The 25,274-nt window shown below is 65.7% G+C and carries 21 protein-coding genes; 6 read left to right on the forward strand and 15 right to left on the reverse strand.

Going from position 1 to position 25,274, the window contains the following annotated elements; all coding sequences use genetic code 11:
• Positions 1–282: 282 nt before the first annotated feature.
• Entirely contained in the window at positions 283–1,506 is a 1,224-nt protein-coding gene (locus tag CA951_RS03355) for an integrase (RefSeq protein ID WP_256973276.1), read from the forward strand.
• Here CA951_RS03355 and CA951_RS03360 read toward each other — a convergent pair.
• The 15 genes from CA951_RS03360 to CA951_RS42665 all read right to left on the reverse strand — a co-directional run bounded on the left by CA951_RS03360 (position 1,461) and on the right by CA951_RS42665 (position 17,298).
• Positions 1,461–2,204, reverse strand: a complete 744-nt coding sequence (locus CA951_RS03360) for an ATP-binding protein (protein WP_256973277.1) — start codon at positions 2,202–2,204, stop codon at positions 1,461–1,463. The genes CA951_RS03355 and CA951_RS03360 overlap by 46 nt on opposite strands.
• Positions 2,201–3,916, reverse strand: coding sequence for an IS21 family transposase (istA, locus tag CA951_RS03365; RefSeq protein WP_087555515.1), 1,716 nt, complete (start codon positions 3,914–3,916; stop codon positions 2,201–2,203). The genes CA951_RS03360 and istA overlap by 4 nt, the downstream gene beginning before the upstream one ends.
• 3,095 nt (positions 3,917–7,011) lie before the next feature.
• Positions 7,012–7,263: a hypothetical protein gene (locus tag CA951_RS03370; RefSeq protein WP_087555516.1), complete on the reverse strand. Its 252-nt coding sequence runs from the start codon at positions 7,261–7,263 to the stop codon at positions 7,012–7,014.
• Positions 7,264–7,733: 470 nt separating this feature from the next.
• On the reverse strand, positions 7,734–8,153 hold the full coding sequence (locus CA951_RS03375; RefSeq protein ID WP_087555517.1) for a hypothetical protein: 420 nt from the start codon (positions 8,151–8,153) through the stop codon (positions 7,734–7,736).
• A 153-nt stretch (positions 8,154–8,306) separates the two neighbouring features.
• Positions 8,307–9,233 carry a hypothetical protein gene (locus tag CA951_RS03380; protein WP_087555518.1) on the reverse strand — a complete coding sequence of 309 codons (927 nt, stop codon included), beginning with the start codon at positions 9,231–9,233 and terminating at the stop codon, positions 8,307–8,309.
• Between the two features lie 75 nt (positions 9,234–9,308).
• Positions 9,309–9,962: a Fic family protein gene (locus CA951_RS03385; protein ID WP_087555519.1), complete on the reverse strand. Its 654-nt coding sequence runs from the start codon at positions 9,960–9,962 to the stop codon at positions 9,309–9,311.
• Between the two features lie 35 nt (positions 9,963–9,997).
• Entirely contained in the window at positions 9,998–10,648 is a 651-nt protein-coding gene (locus CA951_RS03390; protein WP_087555520.1) for an RES family NAD+ phosphorylase, read from the reverse strand.
• A complete protein-coding gene (locus CA951_RS03395) occupies positions 10,649–11,281 on the reverse strand; it encodes a hypothetical protein (protein ID WP_087555521.1) in 633 nt (210 codons plus the stop codon). It lies immediately after the preceding gene.
• 137 nt (positions 11,282–11,418) lie between these two features.
• Positions 11,419–12,258: a hypothetical protein gene (locus tag CA951_RS03400; RefSeq protein WP_087555522.1), complete on the reverse strand. Its 840-nt coding sequence runs from the start codon at positions 12,256–12,258 to the stop codon at positions 11,419–11,421.
• Positions 12,259–12,283: 25 nt separating this feature from the next.
• A complete protein-coding gene (locus CA951_RS03405; protein ID WP_256973278.1) occupies positions 12,284–13,513 on the reverse strand; it encodes a hypothetical protein in 1,230 nt (409 codons plus the stop codon).
• Between the two features lie 207 nt (positions 13,514–13,720).
• Positions 13,721–13,966 carry a hypothetical protein gene (locus CA951_RS03410; protein ID WP_087555523.1) on the reverse strand — a complete coding sequence of 82 codons (246 nt, stop codon included), beginning with the start codon at positions 13,964–13,966 and terminating at the stop codon, positions 13,721–13,723.
• The gene (locus CA951_RS03415; RefSeq protein ID WP_087555524.1) at positions 13,963–14,280 is read right to left on the reverse strand and encodes a hypothetical protein; all 318 of its coding nucleotides are present in this window, start codon (positions 14,278–14,280) and stop codon (positions 13,963–13,965) included. The genes CA951_RS03410 and CA951_RS03415 overlap by 4 nt, the downstream gene beginning before the upstream one ends.
• Positions 14,281–14,323: 43 nt before the next feature.
• Positions 14,324–14,764, reverse strand: coding sequence for an AAA family ATPase (locus CA951_RS03420; RefSeq protein ID WP_087555525.1), 441 nt, complete (start codon positions 14,762–14,764; stop codon positions 14,324–14,326).
• A gap of 96 nt (positions 14,765–14,860) precedes the next feature.
• Positions 14,861–16,807 carry a hypothetical protein gene (locus CA951_RS03425; protein ID WP_087555526.1) on the reverse strand — a complete coding sequence of 649 codons (1,947 nt, stop codon included), beginning with the start codon at positions 16,805–16,807 and terminating at the stop codon, positions 14,861–14,863.
• Positions 16,808–17,082: 275 nt separating this feature from the next.
• Positions 17,083–17,298 (reverse strand): toxin-antitoxin system, encoded by a 216-nt coding sequence (locus CA951_RS42665; RefSeq protein WP_143542998.1) that lies wholly within the window; start codon positions 17,296–17,298, stop codon positions 17,083–17,085.
• A 281-nt stretch (positions 17,299–17,579) separates the two neighbouring features.
• Here CA951_RS42665 and CA951_RS42670 point away from each other — a divergent pair, with 281 nt between their 5' ends.
• The 5 genes from CA951_RS42670 (at position 17,580) to CA951_RS42680 (ending at position 25,188) form a co-directional block, all read left to right on the forward strand.
• On the forward strand, positions 17,580–17,828 hold the full coding sequence (locus CA951_RS42670) for a hypothetical protein (RefSeq protein ID WP_143542999.1): 249 nt from the start codon (positions 17,580–17,582) through the stop codon (positions 17,826–17,828).
• Positions 17,829–18,863: 1,035 nt separating this feature from the next.
• Positions 18,864–21,110: a S8 family serine peptidase gene (locus CA951_RS03430; RefSeq protein ID WP_179220100.1), complete on the forward strand. Its 2,247-nt coding sequence runs from the start codon at positions 18,864–18,866 to the stop codon at positions 21,108–21,110.
• A gap of 310 nt (positions 21,111–21,420) precedes the next feature.
• Positions 21,421–21,849, forward strand: coding sequence for an SCP2 sterol-binding domain-containing protein (locus CA951_RS45040; RefSeq protein WP_087555528.1), 429 nt, complete (start codon positions 21,421–21,423; stop codon positions 21,847–21,849).
• Positions 21,850–23,201: 1,352 nt separating this feature from the next.
• Positions 23,202–24,044, forward strand: coding sequence for a hypothetical protein (locus CA951_RS42675; protein ID WP_143543000.1), 843 nt, complete (start codon positions 23,202–23,204; stop codon positions 24,042–24,044).
• Between the two features lie 214 nt (positions 24,045–24,258).
• Positions 24,259–25,188, forward strand: coding sequence for a hypothetical protein (locus CA951_RS42680; protein WP_143543001.1), 930 nt, complete (start codon positions 24,259–24,261; stop codon positions 25,186–25,188).
• The last annotated feature ends 86 nt before the right edge of the window (positions 25,189–25,274 follow it).

A 25,274-nucleotide genomic window follows, 5' to 3' on the forward strand; every position in this document is an offset into this window, starting at 1 on the left:
TCGCCGTGTTCCCGCTGCGGGATCGAGCGGGTCCTGAGCCCGGACACCGGGCGATGCCGGTCGTGTTCGCGCACCTGCCACGACTGCGGCGCCGTCGTGCGCCGCAAGGACGAGAGCCGGTGTCTGCGGTGCCGACGCCGTCACGACCTCACCGCCGCCCGCCGACGCTGTCCGCGCTGCGGCCGCGACGGCTACATACGCGAACACACCGGTTGGTGCGGACCGTGCTCACAACCGGGGTCGGCGCCGAAACCCGCCGCCGCATGCACCGAGTGCGGGCGCGTGATCCGCGGCGGCGGGGCGAGGCTGTGCAACCGCTGCTGGCAACGCCGCCCCCAACGCCCCTACACCCGCGCCGAGCACCTCCTCGCCGAACTCGATGAGCCACCGGATTGGCTGTGGGACTTCACCATCCATGTGTCGACTCGGTACTGTCCGGCGCAGGCGACACATCTGGTGAGTCAGCTCGGGGCGCTGCTGCGCACCGAGCCACGGGCACTGCCGCAGACCCTGCTCGACCGGGCCCGCATCCCCGGCCGCTCGATCGGGTCGCTCGCGAAGATGCTCGAGGACTTCTTCACCACCCGAGCTCTTGCCCTGCCCACCGACCAGCCGCAGCGGCTCGCGGCCGGCCGCCGGGCGCGACGCCTGCAGGCCGTGCCCGAACCGTTGCGGCCCGCCGTCGCCGCATTCGAACGCGCAATGCTCGACGAACGAGACCGCGCCCGCCGCGCCGGGACCCGTCCCCGCACCGACACCACCATCGACAAGCGATTGGCCCAGATCCGTGACCTGTCACGTCATCTCGTCGGACGCGGGATCGAGGACTGGGCGCAGGTCGACAAATCCGTGATCGAGGACCACCTCGCCGAGGTGTCGCCCACCGACGGCCGCCTGGCCGGACTTCGCCAATTCTTCCGCTTCGCTCGCCGCAACAAACTCATCCTGATCGATCCCACCGCCGAGCTGCGCGTGCGCACGCCCCGCGGATTCCATGGACGGACCCTGCCGCGCTCACGACAGCGCGAACTGTTCACGCGCTGGTGCACATCAACCGAGGTGGCACCGAACGAGGCCCTCGTCGGCCTGATGGCGTTGATCCACGGCGCCTCACAGCACGAACTGCGTCACCTGCAGATCGCCGACATCGATCACCAACACCGCACGGTTCGGCTCGGCCGCCGCCCACATCCGATCCCGCTGGACCCGGCGACCTGGGCCGCACTGACCCGATGCCTCGATCACCGCCCATCCGGCACCCACAATCCCCACGTCATCATCACCAAGATCACCCGATCCGGGCGGACACCGGCGTCCCAGCCCTACCTCGGCCACATCCTCGACCCCGCCGACACCACGATCTCCACGCTGCGCGCCTCCCGACTGCTGGCCTTGACCAACAGCCACGACCCCAACCTGATCGCCACCACCTACGGCATGAGCGCCGAAGGCGTCCTCGCCTACTTCGCCGACCGCGTCGATCCCACCCTGCTCGCAGACCTGTGAGATTTCAGGCGACACCATGCACACGTTCGCACGAACCTGTGCGCTTTCGACGGCTCCCTGTTCGAGCTGACGATCGTCGCCTTGCGGCGATGGCGCTCGACGACCAACTCGTAGAAGTCGTTGGTCTCGGTGGCATCCAGGGGCCTCAGGGCGAAATCGTCGAGGACCAGGAGATCGACGGTGGCGATGCGCCGCATCTCCGCCTCGACCGAGTTGTCGAGCCGGGCGGCGCGCAGACGGGCGAACAGCTTGTCCGCGCGGGCGCAGAGCACCGTCATCCGGCGCCGGATCGCGATGTGCCCGAGGGCGGTCGCCAGGTGGGTCTTGCCGACTCCGACCGGACCCAGAACCAGGACGGAGTGGCCGGCCTCGGCGAACCGCAGCGAGACCAGGTCCGAGAGCAGGGATCGGTCGTAGCGGAGGTCGTCGAGGGCGTTCCAGGTGTCGATCCGCATCGACTGATCCAGCCCGGCCTTCGCCGACCGCAAAGTGGCCGAGCGTGATTCCCGGCGGGATACCTCGTCGGCGAGGAGCAGTTCCAGGAACGCGACGTGGCTGAGTTGGTGTTGGCGGGCCAGGGCGAGTCGCTCGGGCAGGGTGTCCTTGAGGGCGCCGAGTTTGAGGGCCTTGAGAAGGGCGATCAGGTCGGCGCCGATCGGGTCGACCGGGCCGGGAACCGGTGCGGGTGGGGTGGTCATCGTGGCTCCTTCGTGTCGGTGTTGCCGCCGACGATCACCGTCAGGTGCGCGGTCCTGTCGGTGGCGACGCCGGTCCCGGCAGTGGCAGGGGTGGTCCGCTCGGTGGCGGAGGCGGTCCCAGATGTGGCGGGGCCGGTCCGGTTGGTGGCGAACTCGGCGGGATCGCGGGTGAACCGGGACGGTGCCGCCGACCCGGCGGCCGGCAGCAGCGGTGTGGTGGTCTCGGTGGCGCGTTCGAGCATCGAGGCGATCTTGCTCACCGACACCACATCCAGCTCCAGCGCCGTGCTGCACGCCGCTTCGACCGGGCCGGGCCCGTAGCGTCGGACCAACCCGAGCAGCCGGTAGACCGCCCGCATCCGGATCCAAGGCAACGGATCGTCGAGCAGCCTTTCGGCGTAGATCCCGACGCAGCGGCCGTGCCCGGCGCAGGTGGCGATCAGCCGATCCAGGTCCCGCATCGCATACCCGACCTTCTCAGTGGGCAAATCCTCCGGGTCGGTGCTGCGCCCACCGGCGGGCTGCCGCGGATGCACCTTCACCAGTTTGCCGTGGGCGTAGAACTTCACCAGCGCACTGTCGGCCCGCGCCTCGAGGGTGGATCCGATCCACGGTCCCGGGATCGAATACAACGCCTTGGCGACCTCGGCATGGAAGTCGCGGTGCACCTTGACCTGTTTGAAGATCGGCACGTCGTAAACCGCGGGGACGGGCAGTAGTATCGGTGCCTCGTCCTCGTCGAACACCTCGAGTGGGCGGGCCGCGGTGGTGCCGTGCTTCCGCATCCCCGCGGTGTCACGGCACCACGCTTCGGCCCGCTGTTGCGCGTCGGCGAGATCCGCGAATTCCTCACCGGCCCAGTAGTTTCCACGTACATATTGAACGGCGCGCTCGACCCTGGGTTTATCTTTTGGGGACCGGATCCGGGCCGGGTCGGTCACGAACCCGGTGTGCTGGGCGTAGTCCAACCAACCCTGCGACAGCCGCGGATTGACCGCGTCCGCCTCGGACACCACCGGTCTCAGGTTATCCGGGATGAGGACCTTGAAGACACCGCCGAAGAAGGTCCACGCCGCCTCGCAGCCGGCGATCACCGCCGCCAGGGTCTGCGAGTATGTCAACCACACGAACATGTGCCGCGAGTACACCGCGGTGAAGATCAGCGCGTGGACCTTGCGGCGCCGCCCGGTCTCCGGATCGGTCAGGTAGCCGAGGTAGCCGAAGTCGATCTGGCATTCGCTGCCGGGATCGCCGTCGACGATGCGGACGGTGGTGTCCTTGCGGCCGAAACCGCACCGCTCGGTGGCGAATCGGTGCAACGTCCGGTACGGCACCACACAGCCCTGACGGGCCAGCAGGGTGTCGATCTTGGTGATCGTCAGCGGTGGATGGTTTCCGTCGCCGGCCACCCACGCGGTGATCTGGTCCTCGAACCCCAGCAGCTGGTCCCAGGCGGCGCCGTGCCCATTCGGGCGGGCCGGGCGCACCGCCTCGATCACCGTCCCGATCAGCCCGTCGTCTAGGGCCTCGATCCCGTCGGTGCGCTGCAGGCCGGCGGCCTGGGCGGCCTCGATGTATCGGCGCGCCGTCTTGCGGTCCACCCCGCAGTGCGCGGCGATCGTGCGCAGGCCCGGTGGCCGGGACCCGGGCACCCCGAGCCAGATCCGGAGTACTTCCTTCACTTCGTTCACGTTGACCTCCCGAAATGCCATGCCCGTCCGCCTTCGTGATCGGGGATACCGATACGACGATCAAACGAGTCATTCGACGGGACTCCGGCGCGACGCGCCGGGGTGGTCCCATGACTGGCAATCCGAGTGGTCCCATGAGGGTGGCAGAAATCAGATCAAAACGGTCCCATGCTCATGGCAGGCGACAACACCACCTCGGGTGGCCGAATCAGGCCGCCTTGAGAGAGCTGTGACGTCACGACTTCACCGGTGCCGGATCGTCTCGGCAACAGCCACGACCAATCGACTCACGGGCGCCATCTCCGAGTCCGCCACCATCCCGTCCACGGGCGCAGGGATCGAGCCCGAGCGCGTCGAGTGCGCCGCCGCAGCACCACCCTGCCCGCAACCACCGTCCGCCTCAGCCGGGGCCAAAATTCGTGACGATCAGTGGCCGAACTGGGCCCACTCAGGTGACCACACCCATGGGGCGAACCAGGCAGCGAGCGAGCTGTCCAGCCACGAGACGGGTCACCTGGTGGTGACCCCACCGACACACCAGCGGAGCGCAGCGGCGGGCACCGGGCAGCAGGCCCCACCTGTCGCAGACACGCGCGCCCGGGGCGCGAACCAAGGCAGGCAGGACGCAGCGGCATCGAGGTTGCGAGCGGGCGAGTAACCGACCCGGAGAGGGCCGCAGGCGCGCCAGCGCCGAGCACCACTCCGGACTCCGGCCGCGGCGGAGCGGGCACCCCGGAGGGGGCGCCGACAGGGGGAACGAGAAGGCCGCCCGCGGCCGCCCGAGAGAGGTCTGACGGCGATAAGGACCCGAGCGCAGCGAGGGCGACGAGGCGCCAGCCGAGGAGGTCGTCCCGGCTCTGCCGGGCAAACGAAGGGTGTAGTGAGCGAAGCGAACGAAACCCGAAGTGCGTCACGACTCCTTATGCCCTTTTTTTCTAGAGCCATAGCAAGTGGCTCCGAGCGTTAGCGAGGGGAACTTGCGTAGTTGGCGATCTGGGGAAACAGGCAGGATTCGCCGTTCTTGCGACCCGTCGCAGGAACGGGAGACACCCTCGAAAACGGGGGTCGCAAGAACGGCATCGATTTCAGGTTTCCCCAGTCCAGAGCGGGTTCGTCTTGCGCCCTATGAGCCAAGTCACTGACGCAGATGTCGCAAGAGCGCCGGAGGCGGGATTGCGGCCCTGGAACCGCCAGTGAGCGCAGCGAGCGGCGGGGCCGCATCGGTGTGGTGGCGTCAGGGTCACACGGACCGCGCCAGCGGGCCGTGCCAAGCAAGGCGCAGCCGCAGCCCGTGGCGTCAGCCGCGGGTCATCTCGTGGCCCCGTGGTGTCCTCAGGGCGGCGTCAGCCGCGGACACCACATCCGCGCAGGTGGAGTGTTTTCGTGGGTCCGGTGCCCGCGCGTGAGCGCGTATCGACGAGCAGCAGGCACCGGTGAGGGCCCCACGAAAGCGCGCAACCGCAGCGGCCGGCGACGGCCGGTACCGCTTCGCAGCGCCGCCAGGCGCGTCACCGTCCCGGGCCGCAGGAGCGGGACGGGCTGAGCCGGTGACGAGGTCTGTTCGCTCGCCTCGATCCGGTTGCCCGCCGAGATCGATCGGCTGCCGTGAAGTCGGCCCCGATGACGGGTGCGGGCACCGACTGCGCCGGTGTCACAGCTACGCGGCCGCACCCGTGCCGCTGCCTCGCCGCTGTCTCTCGTGACCGCCTCCGGGCCCAGGCGCACGACGTCCGCAGAACGTGTCACCGCGCGCTCGGCACGGGCACAGAAGGTCGATCCGGACCGCCCCCGGACGGGGTGCAGGAGGGTGCTTACGGAGGCCGGTGACGTCACAACCCCGCGGTCGCCGAGTCGTCTGACCGGGGGAGTCACAGCAGCCGCGTCAGCGGGGTTCGGCCGCCTTCGGTGTCGCCGGAATGCAGCGGTGCGGCCGACCCGCGTGGGCACGGAGAGTCCGGTCGCGTGAACGGCTGGGAGCGGCGGCAGGCCCTGTTCGCAGGCCCGCCACAGCGGGGGCAGCCGCGATCTTGGAGCGGGTCCGTAGCGGCCGGCCTTGGGTCGCGGTAGCCGCGGTCGGCTGCAGGATCTCGCTCCGGGGACGGCGGGAACAGGGCGCTTCTGCGGCGCACGTGGGTAGGTCGCAGCGCTCTTCTGCGACCGGCCCCGGCGCGCAGCGTCGGTGCCGCCAGGTCACCTCTCCTTGCATCGCTCACCTGGCTCCACGTGCGCCGCGGGAGCTGCTTTGTTGTGGTGCGGGAGTATCACGCGGATGAGAACAGTCGGGTCCGTGAAAATTCGATACGGGCACCGATTCATGGTGGATAAATGACTCCGAGGTGGGCGCACGAATACGCCTTAATTATTCGGGCTTATGTCGATTTATTGTTGAGCGGATCGAGCACAGGGTGAATTGCTCGAAATAATTGCGCCGAGGGCGTCGAACCCATTTATCGGAGGCCGTAGAGAATCGCGGAAGCTGCTCAGCGGGAGCCGTTCGTCGCCACCGATTGCAGCAAACCCGCAGGTCAGGGCATCGTGGCGGTTGTGCGGCTGCCCAGTGGCATCGCAACGGCGTTGCGATGCCTCGACCGCGGCTACTGGCGCTCAGTGTGGATGTTGCGTGGCGGTACTCAGATGGCCGTGTTGTCGTACTGCAGCGATTCAACCGCCGCACAGCGGCAAGGTTCGAGCAATTATGCGGATGCGGTCCGGCATTTATGCGAACGGAGGCGGCACTATCGCCGTATAGCGACCGCAGTATCACCGCACGACCACCATACAACGAGCAGTAAGGCATAAACGCCGCGCAACAGCCATTGCGTGGCTTGAGTATGCCGATACTGCGGATGCTGCATGTCCGTTGGACTGACAATCTGCGCTCCGCGCGGCTCGCGTGTGGATGCAGCGAGCCGCTCAAGTGCGCAATGGCCACCGCGCATACGCCGTCATGTGTCCGCCTCGGCGCCGTGCAGTGGCGCCTGTCCGGTCAGCGCGATAAATAAAAAGAAGAACCCGCACCTGCCGGTGAGGGCAGCGTGCGGGTTCTTAGGGTCGGCCGGGGCCGGTGACTCCGGCGGCCGCGCAGGTTCTCGCGAGCCAGGTCTAGGTCGGGTGGGTCAGCGCCAGTCGACCTCGTGGAACTCGGTGGCGATGCGCGCGGTCTCCCGTTCGACTTCGGCGGGATCCTCGCATCCGAGCGCCTCGAGTCCGGCCTGAACGGCTTCTTCGAAGGAGGAGTAGGTGCCGATCGGGTTGCCGTCTTGCGTCCACCACGCGCGGATGGAACAGCCGTTCGGTGAGGGACTGAACCCGATAGCCCGGCCGTGCCGGCGGACGGTGGGGCTATCGGCGGGGTACCCGTGACTCATGCGGTGATGCTCTCACAGCCGCGCTCGGCCGGACCGGTGCGCCCAGAACATCTCGAGGAACTGCTGGCGCGCGTCCTCGGTGAAGAGCACCCACAGCGGGGACAGGTTGCGCATGTCGTTGCCGGTCTCGTCGTCCCGGGCGACGACGGCTCCTGTGCGGCCGGAGGCCGCTCATGAGCTCCTGGATCCCCCAGGCCAGGAGCCAGACGACGAACGCTACGGCGGCGATTATCACCAGGATCGCGGTGAGCAGGCCTGCGTTCTGCATCGCCGGAGTGGCGGACTCCTGAGCGACGGTGCGCCACCCGTCGTCCTGATTCGGGAGCGGCATCACGATGAGAGCCGCGGCGCCGGCCTGCACCGGCAGGGCGATCACCGCGGCAGTTACACGGCCGAGCGTCCAGTGGCGTCGGCGCAGGCTTCGGGGCTCCGCGACGCCGCGCGGCGGGCTGTCGCTCATCTCTCGCCCCTCAGAACGTTCCGTCAATGCGGACGTCGCCGCTGTGGTCGAGGACCACCAATTCGCCGGTCACCTGCAGGTCGGTCGCAGCTTCGGCAATGCCGACGGCGACATCGGTGGCGCACCGGGTGACCGCTGTGTAGACGGTGCCGGCGAGGTCCATGGTGTGGACCCGCTGGATCGTCCCGAGGCCGGGCAGCGTGGCGATGAGGTGGACTCGGTCGTCGAACTCGCCGTCCGAGTTGATGGCGGCCAGCGCGTGTACGTGAACGGGCGGCCTGTTGTCGACGGTGACGGTGATGCCGGCCTCGTCGGCGACGAACAGGCCGGTGGGCGCCGAGATGAGTCCCGCCAGGTCGGAGCAGAGGGTGTCCGCGTGCGGGCTGTTGCGGCGGCGGCCGGGGAAGGTGGGTTGGACGACGATGCGCATGGGTGTCTCCGGAAGTCGAGGGTGGATGGTTCGACCTCCGCCCGGTGTTGGCTCCGCCAACGTCACGGGCGCTGCGCTGGGCGAAAACACAAGAACCCGCACCTGCCGTCGAAGACAGGGTGCGGGTTCTCGTGGTGGGTGACGGGACCTGGATCAGGAAGGCCCGGCTGCGCTCTGTTGGTCGGCTGCGAACTCAGCGGCGTGGGAGCGAGAGCGGTGCTGCCACTCGATCTCTTTGTTGTAGCCAGCATCGCGGGCGGCTGCCGATACGAGGGTTTTCGCCGCGTCGGTGAGGTCGTGGTCGATCGCGACCGGACCGCGCATCCACATTGCGTCCACGACCCGAGTGACGTCCGATTTCTCGGCGGGCGTGAGGTCGACGCCCGCCAGTGCTGCGGCGAGACGGTTGAGGGCGTCCGCGGTCGAGTGAACAGGGAACGCTGTGTCGACGTAGCGGTAGGGCCGGTGCGGCGCATCCTTGCCTCGGAGGAGGTAGATCTCGTTGACGCTCGTGCCCTGGTCGCTGAGGATGTGGCACGGAAAGCGGCCGTCGTAGTCGGCCCGATACTTGAGCACCTGGTCAATCGACGATCGCATTCCGCCGGGGACGGCCTTGTAGGTCCAGTACCGCAGGTCGGTCAACTGCTCCTCGGTGAACACAGCGCTGTCGAGAACCTCGATGTTGGCGGCGACCTCTTCTAGGTAGCCTTCTTCACAGACCACCGCCGTCTTGTCGGAGAGCAGACTGTGCGAGGCCCACGCCCCGTGCGCCGGAGCACCCAGCGGTTTGTGCTCGCAGATGCCCAGCACTGTGCCGACGTCGGGGTATGTGACCACCCAGTCGACCCCGTCGCCGGATTCGGTCACATACGGGATGCGTCTGTCCTCGAGATCTGCCTCGGTGAGCGCCGGCGTGATCATCTGCACGATCGCCCACCGCATGTCCTCGTTGTCCGACGATCCGAGTGCGGCGATCGCACGATTGATGTCGCCTTCGAACGCCTTGAGGGCAACGCCGGTGTAAGAAGTCCATGTGGACCGAAACGGCTCTGTGTAGGGCGCGTGGTCGAGACGTGTCAAAGCTGTCTCCTTCGCTTTCTGTGGTCAGACGTCTGTTGAGCCCGTCCGGGGTCCGTGGTGGCTCCGCCGACGGACTCAGCAGCCTCGGCGCGGAAGCGCGGTGAGTCCGTGTTGGCGCATCAGATCCTTCACCGCGTCGTGTTCGTCCTCGATATACGCCTTGGCGAGCAGATCGTTGAAGGTGTCGGCCAGCGTGGGGTTCCGCTCGTCGACGGGAACGACCAGCAGCTGGCCGTGGCCGATGAGCAGGCTGTTCGCGACGAACAACGCGGTGCGTTTGTTCCCGTCCTCGAACGGCTGAGCCTTGGCGAGCTCGACGAACAGGTCCAGGGCATTCTCGGTGACGTCCTGGTTGCTCATCGCCGAGTCGATCAGGTGCAGGAGATCCTTCTCGGTCAGCGCGGGTGGGGTGTGTCGGCCGTAGCGGGTTCCGACGCCGATCTGCTGGTCATCGGTTCGCAGCTGCCCGGGGTGCAGGGCGCCGCTGCGGGTGATCTGCGCGTTGATGGCGCGGACGTAATCGGCGTCGATCGGCTGCTCGTGGCGGTCGATGATGAACTGCGCGACGTCCCGGAGGTCTTCGAGCAGCGCAAGGTCGGCGCGGGAGGAGACTCCGGCCAGGCTTCCCGAGCGCAGGAAGTTCTCGGTGTCGAGGCGACCGGTGGAGAGGCCGTCGAACACCTTTCCCGAGGAGTAGACGGCGCCGGCCAGGTCGGCGACGGTGATCATGGGTGGCAGCGCTCCTTCCATGTGTGGTCGGTCGGTCAGGTGATGGTGTAGCCGAGCTGATACGCGGCAGTGGCGATCTGGCCGTCGAGCGCGGGATGCGCGAGCGGCAGCGACAGCGCCGGGCGGGCGGGGAAGGCGTCGGCCGCGCGTTCGACCAGCGCGACACACACGCTCCCGGCGAAGCGACCTCGGTAGATGATGCCGTCGAGGTCGTCGTGGGCGCGGTGGATGGTGCGGGCCCAGTGCTGGGTGCGGCCGTGCGCGGCCGAGTCGAGGGCGTGGTTGCCGCCGACGCGGGTCGCCCAGGCGGCGCCGCCGATCCCGGACACGTCGAGCAGCCGCAGCGGCCGGGTGACGCGCAGCCCGGTCAGGTACGGGTCGCCGTGGCGGCGGTCGATGACCCGCGCCGACTGGAACGCTTCGGCCAGGCCGCCGCGGGGATCGGATGCGCCGTACCAGATGCCGTAGCCGGAGTGCTCGCCTCGCGGGAGCGGGTGGTGGTCGAACCGCAGGATCGGCCCGAAGGTCCGCAGCGCGTTCCACGGCAGGACATGGCCCCCGGTGGTGCGGTGCACCCGCCACAGCAGCTCGGTGGGCTGCCAGGCGATCAGTTCCTCGGGATGGATCCCCGCGCCGCGCAGCACGGACACCGCCGGCGGCGGGGGCAGCACAGTCACAGCCCCCATCTACACCGATTCCCAGTCTGCGGCGGCAATCACGTCGGCGGCCTGCTCGATCTCGGCGTCGGTGCCCGCACAGCCGGTCAGCCAGGCCACGATCGACACCGGATGTCCGCCGTCGACTGTCAGGGACGGTTGCGGCTGGGTGAGCAGCGCCTGCACGGTCAGCGGGTGCAGATCCTTGCCGAGCAACGGCAGGACCTTCTCGAGGTGAGGGACCGCGCCGGTCTCGGTGAACTGGCCGGGCGGCAGCAGCCGGTTACGGCCGGAGTCGAATGCCCACAGGGTGCCGTCGGTCAGGCGCTGGCGGATGCGGGCGGTGGTGACACCGAGGCGCTGTGCGGCGTCGTTCACCGACAGGCAGCTGCGGACCAGGTCCTGCATGCGGATGTCCCGGTTCACGCGCGCCGCCGTGGCGGCGGCGGGGTCGGTGACGAATCCGGCCCCGGCCAGCAGCTCGGCGTCGTGCTCGGACAGCGCCGGGGCGGCCGGGCCTTCCGCCGCGAGGCCGTGCACGATCCGTGCGAAGAACTCGCGGCCGAGGTCGGCGCCGGTCACTTCCCGCACGGCGGTCTCGAAGTCAAGGTCACCGTGGCGGTAGCGGTCCTCTACGCTCTTGGCCGCATTGTTCATCGCCATCGCCTCCCTTACGGCTGTTTCCTCGTGTAAATGAATGATAGCCCTGTGCGGTGTGTTGCGGCTATCGGACCGCGAAAGCCTGGACGCGGCCGTCCGCGGCGCGGACCGGTCGGATCCCCGCCACCGGTTGCCGGCGCTCACCTGCTCGTCCCGTGAAGCCACAGAACAGTGATCGAGTCGCCGCAGGCGCCGCGAATCACGTCCGGCAGCTCGTCGACGGGCAGGGTTCCGGGGTAACCGATGACGTGCCGCTTGTCACGGGCCACCATGACCATGCCGGTCTCTCCGTCGGGGAGCTTGATCACCGATCCCACCGGCAGCGCCTCGAGCTCGGCGAGCTCGGTGATGGTGTCGCCGCCGTCCGCGCCGCGAACGGCTGGCATGGGCGAGGCGGTAACTCTCTGAGGTCGCGGCGTTCCCGGTACGGAGGCGATCGTGGTGCCGTTCACGGCGAACTCGATCGGGACGAGACCGTCCGCGTCCTCGGTGTCGACCGAGACCTGCAGTAGTCCAGAGTCGTCGACGGAGCTGTAGACCTGCACGCCGTCCACAACGACGCAGGGCACTGCGTCGTCGCCGTCACCAGGCAGGAACTGCACCGCAGGGTCGACGCCGGTGAAGGGACCGAGGCCGGGATGCCCGGTCGCGCACTGCTTCGGGTAGTGGTTCGGGCACGACGAGCGGCCACCTGCGATCCAGAAGCGCTGGTGTCGATCCCAGCGGACGCCCACCCTGTCCCGCACGGTGCGCACCCCAGCGGGCACGTCGTGGAGAGTGGGCCACGACGCCGTCGTGACGTTCTCGTTCGTATCGAGCATCACCGCTCCGTCGTCGTCCACGAGGTAGGTCAGACCGGCCAGTGTCGCCAGGACATCGACGGCACTGATCAGCGTCACGTCGTCTGCATCCGGGTCGCCGTGGTAGTCCCGCAGTATCTGTCGCACCTCGTCGATGAGGCGGGTTCGATCAATCGTCATGGTCATCCTCTGGTTGTGGGCTGGGTCAGGCCGCCGCAGCCGGGCCTGTGTCGTTGACGAATGCGGCCCAGCGTTCGTCGAACCCGGCCCTCTCCTTGGTGGGTGCCAGCGCGGGTGCGACGACGAAGAAGCGTTCGATCGTCGGGAAGGTCGCGGCGCGTTGGTGCTGATAGAGCCGCATGATCCCGTCGTCACCGGTGATAGCGGCGGTGACTCCCTTGGCCGCTCCATCGGCCGCCAGGCGGTCGAGAACGTCCTGCAGCATCTCCCGAGTGCCTGTGCATCGGAGCCGGAGCGATCGCTGGACGTTGCCGGCCACGTCAGGGTCGCCGCCCCGGGCGGAGATGATCCGGCGAACCTCGTAGATGGCGTGACGTTGGCTGCCGAGCAGGTCCTCCCAGGCGTCCAGGACACCGGTCATGGCCTCGGTGCGGATGAGGTCGATCAGGCGCTTGCCGCCGATCAGCCCTTGCGCCGGGTTCAGGGCCAGCGCGAGATGCTCCATGAGCAGCGTGCGTGCGGCGATCGCCGGCTCCGCGGCGTACCGGGTGAGCATGTGTGCGCGAGAGGCCTTGTTCCCGAGAGAGAACGGGCAGTAGAAGCACGCCGAGCGGCCGGGGCTGGTGCCGATGATCGAGCGGGTGTAGTCGATGGCGTCGTCGCGGTACCACTCCCACTCGATGAGCGGGTACTCCCCTGTGCGGGACGCGGTGTTGTAGGTCTCGTCCTTGGCGGCGCGCCGGAGTTCACCTGCCTCGAACCCGAGGACATGGCGGTAGCTGTGGCCGCGCGTGATCTTGGCGATGATCGGATCGAGCACGTCACCTTTGGAATGCACGGAACATGTTCTGGCACCGCCACTTTGGGGGATCGTGCCTGCTTCCGCCATCTCCCGCCACAGAGTGTAGTCACCCTCGAGGTGCAGACGGGTGGGGGCGCGTGAGTCGCTGAGGACGACGACACCGTCGCCGGCCTTGGTGACGTGCCGCCGCGAGCGGGCGGCTTGGATGAATCGGACGCCGGCGGCGGCCATGCGCGGCAGGATGTGCGCCTCGACCACGGTACGAGTCGATTCCCACTCGTCGCCCGTCATCGCGGTCACGACCGCCAAATCCGTGAGGTCGAAGTCGCGGGACGTCGGGTCCTCGAGCCAGCGCAAGAGGATAGCGGTGCTGTCCTCGCCCATGCCGTAGCTCATGACCACCTTGGGTGTGGGCGCGGAAGTGTTGACATTCATGAAGATCGGGGTGGTCACTGGTGCCTCCGGTCGTCGAGTGGTCGGGTCGACCACCTGTCCGACGTTGGCTCCGCCAACCTCGCCGACACCGCACAGGAGGCGCTGCAGCGCGGCGCAGGATGCCTGAGCCGGGCGAAAACACAGAACCCGCACCTGCCGGGGAGACAGAGTGCGGATTCTGTGGTCGATGGCGCTGGTCACCTCATGGGCGATGGGTTCGCCGGGTCACGTCAGCACTCCTCGTCGTTGGAGGTCCGCGACCTCCCCGCGGAACTCCATCAGGACCCGTCGGGTCTCGCACGGCCAGTCGCCGTTGCATCCCACGCAGAACTCTTGCTCGGTCGCGACCTCGATCGCCTTGGTGTGCAGGCCCTCGACCTGGCCTACAACGCCGCTCAGCAACACGTTGTAGGCCAGGATGTACGCGGGATTCTTCGGCCCCACGGTCGTATTCGTCGTCTCGGTTGTCACCGGTCATCGACTTCCGTCTCGTGCGGGTGGCTTCGCCCGCGCTTCTCCGGGGATCCCTGTGCAGCCTGATGGTCGGCGCGGGCAGCGCGCGCAGCGGCGACCAGTGCCAATCCCGCGGCCTCGACGTCGTCGGGATGATGGGGAGCACCCTGGTCGAGATCGCAGCCGAGCAACCGGTGGATACGCACAGCGCCGTCGGCGAGGAATCGGTCGGCTTCGATGGCGGATGGTGCGGCCGAGTCGTCGAGTACCCAGAGCTGATTTCCGACGACATTGCTTCCGCCGGATTCCGGCAGGTCAAGGACGATGCTCACAGGGTGCCTCCAGGGGTCGAGTCGGTCTGTTGCTGCCTGGCGGTCATCCGCGGTCGAGCGCGGCGAGACGCCGCTTCTCGTCGAGTGCGGTGATGACGTCGGCGCCGACGCAGCGTCCGCCGGCCGCCCCGCGCGCCGCGTCGCGGCGGATGCACTCCTCGACTGGGGTGTCGATGACGTGGGTGACGACGTCGTGGCCCATTACCGCAGCCAGCTCGGTCCACACCGCGCGCCTGGCGTCGGTGAGGTGGGTGGCGTCGACGATGACGTCCATTCCGACCCCCAAGAGGTTCGCCACGGCCGCGCGCTCGATGGCCGTCACTGCGTCCTCCTGCTCGGGGTCGAGCACTCCGTGGGCGTCGAACAGCATTGCCCGCAGGTCGTCACGGTTCACGCGGGCGCGGCGTTGTGGATCGGTTGCCACCCACGCACGTGCAAAGGTCGTCTTACCGGCACCGGGAAGTCCGGTGGTGATGGTCAGCATTAGCGGGTCTGCTCCTCGGTCGGTGTCGGCGGCAGGTGGCCGCGACGATCGCGCCTCGCCCGGTGTGGGCTTCGCCGGCACCGTCTTATGCCTCGATCAGCTCGGTTCGTGGACGAGCACCGCCCCGAGTATGTCGCTGAGCAGATCGAACGCCTCGAGGTCCTGGTTCCGGTCCAGGTCCGCCGGATCCACCGGCGGTGGGCCTGCGGCCATCGTCGCGGCCCAGATCAGCTCGGAATCCTGCACGTCGAGCACGGGGGAGGATGCGATCGCGGCCGCCAGCGCGGCGTCTCGCTGATCTACAGTGTCGCGATCGGTCGGCGGCGGCCCGAACCGGCACTCGAGCCATGTGTGCCAGAGCAGGCGCTCAGCGCGATGCCGGGCAACGCGTTCCGCCGCGACGACCTCGAGGCCCGCATCGTCGGCGACGTCGTCCAGGGTCCGGTGACCGACGGACAGGGAGCCTTTGTCCAGGGTGATCAGCCCCGCCACCCGCAGGTCGGTCAAGATCGCGTAGCCGGCCGACTGGCCCAGCTGCGCGGCCGCGAACGCGTCCGCCGCAGTGGTCACCCGGCCGCTGCGGACCAGGTCGTAGAGGGTCCTGCCGCGTAGCCCGAGCACGCTCCATGCCTGGTGGACGGGCTCGACGTGAGCTCGTCCGAGAGCAACCTCGTCGGGCTCTGACGCGCCGGCAGGTGTGGTCAGGGCGTACCGGTCTGCGAGCTGTCCCGCGCCGCGCGCGACCCGCAGTACCGGTGACCCCGGCGTGTCCCGGAGCAGGCGCAACGCAGCCCACACCGTGGACTCCGACATCAGCCCTGCCGCGTGCGACAGACTGCGCCCTCCGACGGCCACCACGGGCACACCCTCGACGAGCTCGCCTGCCAGCGCAGAGCTGTAGGCGAGAGCCTGTACCACGGCCAGCAGGATGGGCCGTTGACGCGAGCTCAGGAACTCCCGATCAATCCATTCCTGTGACTTGGCAAGCCAGCAGAGACGAGTTCGTTCGTGACGGAACTCGGTAGTTTCCCTAACCTTCCCTCCCCCCCGCCCCCCTGTGTGCCTGTTCTCGTGCGTGAGTTCACGGAATTGGGGGGCCACGTTCGCGGCCCAGATCAGCGCCTTGGCAACGTCCCTGCGCAGGGCGTCAGCGATGGCTGTGGGGGAGCCGTAGCGGGCGTACGCGTTGCGCAGGCCCGCATAGGGCATAGTTCCGAGCGCAACCTCGATATCGGTGGCGGCGGAGCCGCGCAGGACCGCGTGGCAGATCACCGACTGCCGGGCCTCGGACGGCGTGGGCCAGCGGGAGGAGTCCGTGATCACGCCGGTGCGCGCGAACGTGTCTACGTCGGCCGGGATCGGTGTGGTGCGGCAGTAGCGGGGATGCAGGCGCCGGGCGTCACCGACGCCGACGAGCCGTTCTTCACAGGCCAGCGAGGTCTCCACGACCGCGACCGCGGTGCGATGACGAGGGTGCCGTGCACCTGCGCCGCCGAGCAGGGCGACCAGGCGGGCGACGAGCCCCCGGTCGGATCGGAGCGTGAACGCCTCGACCGCGGCCGCGAGACTGCCGTCGAGCTGCCTATGGCCATCACCGCGGCACAGCGACCCCGGGACGCTCACACAACCGTGCGAACTGCCGAGCATGGGGGACTTGTCGAAAGTGGGTAGCCGCTCTTCGAGCAGCGCCAGCAGGACGCGGAGATCGTCGACCCGAAGCGGTGTGTCGGTGGGAAGTGGCACGAGCACATGCCGGCCGCCGCTGGTGGATCGGTCGGTGACTGCGCGGCCGCCGCATTCGTGCAGCCAGGACAAGACACGCTCGACGTCCGTGTCGACCTGGGCGACGCCGTGGGTGCCCACGTCGAAGTCGAGCGCCAACAGCACGGTGCGGCCGTGCTGGTTGTACAGCGGTACAGCGGCCGGTGCGCCGGGTAACCGGCGGGTCAGCGTGCGTGAGGTGGCGAACTTGCCGTTATCCCCGGGCGCGGCCAGGCGCATGGAGCGGCGCGCGGCCATCAGCGGGGCGAGGTATCGCCACACGACGTCAGGCTGCGACTCGCCGGAGCGATCAAAAGCAGTGTCAGGGCACGTTGGTGTACCCTCAGACCTGTCCCTCAAGACAGTCCCTTCGGGGAAACGCAACACCCGAGAATCAAGTTGGTCGCTTGGCTCTCAACACAAAACTCAATCGAAAACCCTCGCTTCTGTTCGCAGCAGGTGCGAGGGATTTTTCTTTGTCGAGCTGGTGGTGGTGTTGCTGGTGTATGCAGTCAGGACCATGCGGGGGCATGGGCCCGGCGGGAAGCTCCGCTACATCAGGCCACAGGCACCTCCTGCAGCGCCTTCGTATCGAGCTCCCGAATCAGGTCGGTGCGACCGGCGTAAACGGCGAGGAGATCTGCGACGTACTGACTCACCGAGCGAACGCCGGCTGCGCGCCGCTGGCCCTCGAGGATCTCGTACACATCGGTGGGGACGCGTGAGGTGACGGTCGTGCGTGGACCCTTACTCGGCCTTCCTGCCGTTGCCATCGCGAACTCCTTTCAGCTGCCCCCGAATTCTCAACACAGCCGCCTGTGGCTGCGCTGAGACGATTATTGCGACAGAAATACTCGAGGCGGTAAGCGACACGCCGCCGCACTGTGACGAATTTGTGATTCCTTCCGAGCACTCCCGCGCGCACCGACAAGCCGTCTCGAGACCTCACTGACAAATCCTCGAGACCTCACCCGATGTGGTCTCGAGGATGTGACGGCAGGCGCGTCAACCGACAGGAGTCCGGGAGCCGAACTATCTCCGGACTCCAACGGCGATGACGTCCGGAACGCACGGCAAGAAGGTCCGCGACCCGGTCAACCTGTGGCGGGACGCGAACGTGTGGCACTGCTCGGTGTCGCTGCACGTCGACGAGGGGCAGCTCACCGACGACAAGCGGGCGAGATCGCCCAGCAGTTCATGGCAGCCAGTCCGGCCGCTCCCCAGCCAGCTGGGTGGCTGCCCGTCACGATGTCTCCAGCAGCGGCAACGATCACAACCACATCGCGGCCTCCGCCGTGCGTAAAGACGGCACGAAGTCAACTTGGGGCGGTCGAAGAGACAGGCAAGTGAGATCGTCGCCAAACTCGAACGACAGCACGGCCTTGCCGTGATCGCCTCCCGGGAAACCAACTCCGGTGAGCGCGGCTACCACCGTGCCGAGAAGCAGCGTGCCGAGCGTGAAGGCGCGAGTGAGTTGGACCGGAAACTTCTCGCGCGCCGCGTCCGCGCTGTGCGTGACCGCCTCGAAATCCGAAGCGGAGTTCGTGCGCCGACTGCGGGGACCACCGCTGCCGGGTCACTTCGGTACTGGCATTGCGAGTGCGACACGCCTGTCGATGGGATACGCCGCCCCTGTGAAGGTGGCTAGCGGGGGCGTATGTGCCGGTCTCGCCGCCACCGCGGTGGCGAACGGTAATTGGCGGGTTCAGCCGGTCGCCAGTGCAAGGGCTCCATTGGCAGCTGGCGATCAACGAACCTCATTGCTGGCTACTACGGACGGGCGCGGATCCGGCAGCGATCGACGGCCGGAGTTCCATCAAAGGCGTCGGGCGGCCGGAGTTCCATCAAAGGCGTCGGGCATTATGCCGGGCTTCGTCTGAATGGCATCGATGAGTGCCTCGAAGAACTCCCGATCGATCCAGGCCTGTGAACGGGAGTTGTCCCCTGCGACGGCGACGACCATCCACCAGCGTCCGCGTTCTCGCCATTGAGATCAGCTGTGACATTCTCGATGCTTCGTGAACAACGGACATTTAGATGCGCTAACCGTCGGTGACATTCGTGCCGCCATAGAAGAGGATGGAAACAGACCAACCCGTCTGTGTGTAAAGCCAGTATCGGCACAGCAGCAGAAATGGCAACAACGAGCTGAACTGGCTGGCATCGATGGACGCAGCGGATGCAGTTTTTGTCGGACCCGGTACAGCAAGCGACTCGTCCCGGACGAACAATCGTTAGGTACACAGAAACCGACTGACAGCAGAACCAAAATCCGAGTCGACAGGGCGACCGGCCTATGCAGCCCTACGCGCCTCAAGAACGTCGGGAGCATTACGTCATGGGCGCATTCGCCGATCTGTCCATACAGGTCACGAGCTTCGACTATCAACCGGTCCAGCAAGCGCAGGTGACCGCGGAACGTGAAGGCCGCACAATTCTTTCCGGCAGCACCGATGAGCGGGGTCGGATCAGAATCGAGCGCGACGACGGCGCCGAGCTTCTTATCCGAATCGAAGCGCCGGGATTTGCCGGTGATGAGCGATCGGTGACCGGCGACCGGCCGGACCATGTTGAGCTGTTCGTGCTCGGTCAACCGGGGATGCCGTTCTACTATCGCGGAACGGTGCGGGTTCCGTTCGAACCCGTGGACGACGCGGTCGGCGTCCTGTTGCGTAATCCCGGTGAGCGGAGCGAGGAAGACCTGGCAGCTTCGGCGGATGGGATCGCCAGGAGTATTGGGGCGGAGATGGTCCGCTCGCATGTCAATTTCGCACGAAGCGGGATCGCGGTGGTGGGTACGACAGGCGATCATACGCGCGGCGCCGAGGCGCTACTGGACGAGTTGGGGCAAACTGATGGGGTCGAGCGAGCGGGCGCTATCGTCAAGCTGTTTGACAACAATGCGTCATTTCTGACCAACACGGTCATCGCACGCTTCGTAGAGGGCGTGGACGACGAGCGCGTCGCGACCATCGCTGCCCGCCACGGGCTGACTCCAGACGGGCGGATCCACGCGTTGGGTCGCGTTTATCGCCTGCGCTTCGCCGGCCTGGCGTCCTACGCGGTCCTCGACGCCAGCAACGCGCTCGCAGACGAAGACGACGTGGTATTCGCCGAACCTGACCTCATCCATACGGTCGAGGAGGACTCGATCGTCCCTACGGACTTCCTTTTTCCCCAGCAGTGGGACCACTCGATCATCAACACGCCCGACGCGTGGCAGGAGCTGCGCGACCTCGACTCGAACCGCACGTTCGGCAGCCCCGACGTGATCATCGCCGTCGTCGACAGCGGTGTGGACGCAACACATCCCGAGTTCACCGGCAACCTCTCGAACGGCCAACCCAAGCTCTACCACGTGTTCGACTTCGCCAACATGGTCGCGAACATGAGCAGCCTCCCCAGTGACCACGGGACCGCCTGCGCGAGCGCAGCCACCGCCAGGACCAACAACTCGTCCAACGTCGTGGGGGTCAACGAGGGTATCGCCGGGGTGGCGGGTAACTGCCGGCTAATCGGAGTTCGCCGCGGCGGCTCGGATCTGGACTACTCAGAGATGTACCTGTGGACCGCGGGCCTGGACGCCAACAGCTCGAAACCGGGGTTCCCCGCGCAGATCACACCGGGTGCGGACGTCATCTCCAACAGCTTCGGTGCCAGCATCGGCAGCCCGATCTCGGGGCTGATGAGCAACACCTTCGACGCGCTCACCGACAGTGGGCGCGGGGGCGGGGGGATCCTGCTCTTCTTCTCTGCGGGTAACGACAACAGCGACCTCGACGTCACGTTTGATCGTCCATGGGGTATGTACGAACGATGTTTCTGCGTAGCGGCTTCGACGCTCGCCAACGATGGGGCGACGGAGACCAAGGCGGGGTACAGCAGCTTCGGCTCGACAGTCGACTTCTGCGCTCCGAGCGACGACTGGTCAGGCTTCCATAACCCACCGACGAGCTACGGCGCCCATGCGGCCACCATCCAGGCTGCTCCTGACGGAGAGGCTATCCCAGGGCGGCCCGACCGGCGGACCACGCTGACCGTTGCGGTCGCAGCGGGCGCGACGACGCTAACCCTCGCGACGGTAGCTGGCATGGCCGCAGGCCAGGCGCTGATGATCGGCACTCCGGGGGCCGCACACACCGAAGGCAGACCAATCACTGCGGTGAACGCTGTCCTGAACCAGCTCGCGGTGACCCCGGCGTTGCGGAACGCGCACGGCGCCGGAACCGCGATCGTCTCTGGCCCTCGGTCCTACCAGAGCAACTTCGGCGGCACCTCGTACGCGACCCCGGTGTGCGCCGGCATCGGAGCGTTGATGCTGTCAGCAGCTCCGCGACTTCGGTGGGACGAAGCGCGAAATATCTTATACGACACGGCGATCAAAATCGACCAGAACAACACCGACCCCATCGGCCGGTGGCGTGACCGAGCGGGACAGATTTCGACCGATCCCGGATATGCGGGCCCACAATTCAGCGAGTTCTTTGGATTCGGGCGCATCGATGCCGCAGCCGCCGTGCGTGACGCACGACTGATTGGCGAGGACGACTGGCTGACAGCAATCCTACACATGATGATGAGTTAGGTTAAGGAATTCGAGCTATGGTTCATCGCTGGATACTGCCAGACGGCGGGGTTGGTCGAGGACGCCCGCCGAACTCCTCGTCTGACTGGGGACCCGAGTCTTGATAGTTGCCCGGCGATCATGCTTGAGCAAAGAGGATTCGCTGGTGATCGCGGCCGTGTCGGTCCAAAAGACCCCGCCCAGTCTCACAGTGCGCTGATCTCCTCACTCTTCTTGGCGATTCCCTCATCCCCTACGAGATTTCAGTTCGAGCGCGCAGCCGCTATTGAAGAAACCCTCACCCGCATCGCCCACTCCGAACGGGACAGTAATGAATGATCAAAGCGAGTTCTCTCAGATCACCGAACGGCTCCGTGGAAACCAGGCCCTCGCGGACTTCCTATCTCCTCTTCCGCCGCTGACCGACTCCCCGGACGGCGACCTACTCCAAGCCGTTGAGCGGCTTGCAGACACCATCCGCAGCTCAGGCGTACATGCACGGGTGCATCTGGGCGTCCAGCGGAACGATGGGTCAGAGGCTACCTCGCGCTCGTGGTCACTGGAGCTTGGCGAGCATACGTGCGCGGTCACTGACGAGCGGATTCACGGGCCCGACCTGGAGATACTCGCGACTGACGAAACCTGGCACCGATTGGTAGCCGGAGCAATCTCCCCCATGGAGGCCTTTGGCATGGGGGACATGCGAGTACTTGGCGATCTCCGAGTCGCCAGACATTTGATTCGGTTGTTGCAGCGATAGATCCGAAAGAAGCTTTAACTACCTGAGGTAGGGAGGACATTGGTATGGCACAACGGACAGGCACTGTCATATGCGTATTGGTCACCGAGGACGCTGGCTTCACGTCGGTTCGGGATGTGAACGGGGTGAGCGAAGGGTACGCCCTTTGGATGGGGCAACCGCCCACGGCGGCTGAACGGGTTACCCACAGCATGTGGATTACCCTTCTCCGGGAGTCGATCATCACCGGTCATAAGGTGACCGTGACTCATGGCGATTACGACGCGCGCATATCCAGCGTCCAGCTCGGAGGCTGACCGCCACATAGGTCCAAACGTGAACAGGTATACACCTTGCCCCCAGTGTTGTTCGGTCGCCAAAATGGATGGACCTGGCCGCTGTTTCGGTGCGGATTTCACTCGTTGATGTCTGCTGTCGGGGAGCGCACATAGATGAGACCGCGTGTCCTAACGCTGCGAGACACATTTTCGCGCGCGCGGCCGTGCTGGAACACGGTTCGGTTCGGCGGCCGGAACTGGCAGGCACCGCGCAGGGTGCATCAGCGCCGGTGGGCGAAACCGACCGCCAGTGAATGGCGTCGCTAAGCCGTGTGCACGGTTTGACGGCCAGGAGATGGAAATGGGCATCTTGGCCACGGACATGAAGAAGAAAACCCCCGGTGACGAAACCCCTTGGGCATCAACGACTCCTCGACCTTCCCCAGCACGTGCCACCGCCGGCAATTCACGACCCAACCAACCTCAAGACGGATGATCCGGCGAGCATCGTCGATTCACTCCCGCCGAAGAGCGACAGGCCGCCCCCGAACATGCGGAGATTTGGAGGGTTGAGCCGATGTCGGCCCGTTGGATGACGAGATTGAGTGGGCCAGCGAAGTCGCCTCTGGCTTGAGCCCTAACATCCGCGAGCCGCACTCGGCGATTGTGAAATTGGCGTCCAGGTTGGTCTGCCCGGTTTTATGGCGTCCACCCAACATCGAGCGGGGCCTCCCACATTGGAGGAGTACCGAAGGATGCAAGAGACCGACCTGAGGATTTAAGAGGGTCGCAAAACCCGCTGATGACGCCCGGAATTTTGCAGAAATCGGACACTCAGTGGGTTTTGGTGGGGCAATTGAAGAAACATCTGCCCGAATCCGCTTTTATGTGGGGTCTCCGTATGGTTCGGCCAACGAACAAAAGAATAGACATGCTAACCAACGGTGACATTGCTACGACAGCAGAGAAGACTAGACAAGGGCATGTTTGCTCCCAGCGCTTGGCGGATAGCTCGCAGAATTTCTACTACTGACGAGCTGAAATGCGCGTAGAACCCGAACAGAAGGGGACAGTAGCATGGTTCATCCAGGATCTATGAAACTCGATGAGGCTAAAGAGGAAGCGCTTCAGCGACTTTCTATTCAGGGAATTACTTCCCTCCCTGACTATGTTGAATACGTTATCAAATCGCGACTTTCTGACGGGGAAACGGGGAACCTCGTACCCTCGTCGCGAGCACTCGCCAATTCTTTTACAACGGTCGAGGAGAATTCTCTGATCAAACACAGGCCCCCTCAGGTTGGGTTGACTATTGATGGCGTGGAGTACGAACCACGTGATGTAGCCCGGTTCAACGGTCAGCCACTCCATTACATCGCGACGTCGGGGAAAGATGGGGTTGCCCTCACCGCGAGCACCGATGGCGCTGGAATCAAGTCAGCCCTGACGAGTCACGTCTACGCCTCAGCGCTTCGATTGACCTCCGACGCGACCATCCAATTCACTGGCGGTTGCCCGCCGAGGATGGTGTACGACCCGACCACCGGCTCCTGGATATATGTGTTGGGTCCCTGTCCAGATGGTGGCGGTGGATCAGGAGGAGCGCCTGAACCGGAACCCAAGCCATGGGAGGTTCCGTATCGTAGCTTGAAAATGTTCTCGGATATTAACTTTTCAGGCGACTGGTTCTGGCTGGCCCAAGGCTGGGGATATTCCAATCTGCTAAAAGTAGAACGTGATAAGGGAATTTTCTCGAGTGACGACTGGAATGACAAGATTAGTTCAATGACGGCAACCGCGAACGCGGTGACCTACTATGAGCACATCAATTTCAAAGGAAGTACTCTAACAATCCCTGGCGGGGAGCCTCAGAACAAGTACGCCAATATACACGCCCTCGGTTGGGGTGATCGCATTTCATCAGTAAATCACTGGTAGCGCAACGAGCTGCTGGCTGGTCTTGATCCAGACACGAAGGGCGAGTGTTAGAAGACAGCCGTGTGGGGCTGAAGCTCTGGTCCGGGATCGATCAACCATCCGCAGGGAGGCCAGGCGGGTGCCCGTCCGATCGCATCCACAGTCCAGAGCGGCGCCGCGATTCAAGGCGCGGTGTCCATGTAACTCGGATCGCATGACACCTGGAAGGTGAAATATGAAAACTGAGTGGACGAATGTCAATAGTCATCAGGCGCGAGGCTGCATCACGGCTGAGCAGGTCGGATACCGGGCACCCGATGCCGACCTGGTTAGGGCGATAGACCATGCGCAGCGACGCTTCGAGGAAATCCATCAACCAGGCGACGCGAATGCGGTTGAGCTAGACGCTAGCCATCGATCCACTCGGCGCAGGGATGTAACTGCGGCAGTCTTCGCCAAACTCGGCCTGGCGGACGAGTTCGAAGCCATCGAGCGTGAATGGCCCAATCTTCCAAAGATGCCGGATCGACAAGAATCGACAACATACGACTTCTCAACCTGGCACTTTCTGAACGCGACAGGTATTGGGCAGCTGTGGTGGGGAAGGACAAATTGGTGGCCGCTACCAGGTACAGATGGATATTGGAGAGATGGTGAAGGTCTGAATCTCGACGGCCAAATGGTCCATCACAGCGGAGACCTCTGGAAGGGATCCTTCCGTATTCTCGCTCAGTTCGGTTTAGAGCCGAACCGCATGCCAACGACAGGCGCTGGACGTTACCGGTCGTCTCCGACCATAGACCTAATGGGTAGCGTGCTCGGCTGGACTGGATGGACATGGGGGGATGACTGGTCGAAGTGTTGGTTGGTTGCCACACAGACAGTCCGAGGTGGGCCTGGCGGCGGGATTGCGATCTCCAGTACGGAGGCAAGGAACTTGATCTTCCTGGCGGGAAGTAATGATCGTAGGGCTGCAGACCTGCCTGGGAATATGCCGATGCCACGGGTCGAATTTCAGCTTGACGTGAATAATCCATTGACCATCGACCTCGAAATTAAACTTGATCTTCAGCTTGAGGGGCACAGTGGTTTTTGGTTCGGTAATGAGAGAATTTTCTTTCCAGCGCTTCTCCGCACCCACCAGTGGTTACTTGAGCCGTTGTAACAACGATAGTTCCTGACGATTTGTAGGGGGCATTTTGCATGAATCAGAGTTGCAGTAAGCTTTTGTGCGGCTACTGAAGGGTCGTC

This window comes from Rhodococcus sp. NCIMB 12038 (genome assembly GCF_002165735.1).
Taxonomy (GTDB): domain Bacteria; phylum Actinomycetota; class Actinomycetes; order Mycobacteriales; family Mycobacteriaceae; genus Rhodococcus_F.

Coding starts and splice junctions, on each gene's coding strand:
- CA951_RS03360 (WP_256973277.1), bottom strand. CDS start 2,204: ATGACCACCCCACCCGCACCGGTTCCCGGCCCGGTCGACCCGATCGGC.
- istA (WP_087555515.1), bottom strand. CDS start 3,916: ATGGCATTTCGGGAGGTCAACGTGAACGAAGTGAAGGAAGTACTCCGG.
- CA951_RS03370 (WP_087555516.1), bottom strand. CDS start 7,263: ATGAGTCACGGGTACCCCGCCGATAGCCCCACCGTCCGCCGGCACGGC.
- CA951_RS03375 (WP_087555517.1), bottom strand. CDS start 8,153: ATGCGCATCGTCGTCCAACCCACCTTCCCCGGCCGCCGCCGCAACAGC.
- CA951_RS03385 (WP_087555519.1), bottom strand. CDS start 9,962: ATGATCACCGTCGCCGACCTGGCCGGCGCCGTCTACTCCTCGGGAAAG.
- CA951_RS03390 (WP_087555520.1), bottom strand. CDS start 10,648: ATGGGGGCTGTGACTGTGCTGCCCCCGCCGCCGGCGGTGTCCGTGCTG.
- CA951_RS03395 (WP_087555521.1), bottom strand. CDS start 11,281: ATGGCGATGAACAATGCGGCCAAGAGCGTAGAGGACCGCTACCGCCAC.
- CA951_RS03400 (WP_087555522.1), bottom strand. CDS start 12,258: ATGACGATTGATCGAACCCGCCTCATCGACGAGGTGCGACAGATACTG.
- CA951_RS03420 (WP_087555525.1), bottom strand. CDS start 14,764: ATGCTGACCATCACCACCGGACTTCCCGGTGCCGGTAAGACGACCTTT.
- CA951_RS42665 (WP_143542998.1), bottom strand. CDS start 17,298: ATGGCAACGGCAGGAAGGCCGAGTAAGGGTCCACGCACGACCGTCACC.
- CA951_RS42670 (WP_143542999.1), top strand. CDS start 17,580: ATGACGTCCGGAACGCACGGCAAGAAGGTCCGCGACCCGGTCAACCTG.
- CA951_RS03430 (WP_179220100.1), top strand. CDS start 18,864: ATGGGCGCATTCGCCGATCTGTCCATACAGGTCACGAGCTTCGACTAT.
- CA951_RS45040 (WP_087555528.1), top strand. CDS start 21,421: ATGAATGATCAAAGCGAGTTCTCTCAGATCACCGAACGGCTCCGTGGA.
- CA951_RS42675 (WP_143543000.1), top strand. CDS start 23,202: ATGAAACTCGATGAGGCTAAAGAGGAAGCGCTTCAGCGACTTTCTATT.
- CA951_RS42680 (WP_143543001.1), top strand. CDS start 24,259: ATGAAAACTGAGTGGACGAATGTCAATAGTCATCAGGCGCGAGGCTGC.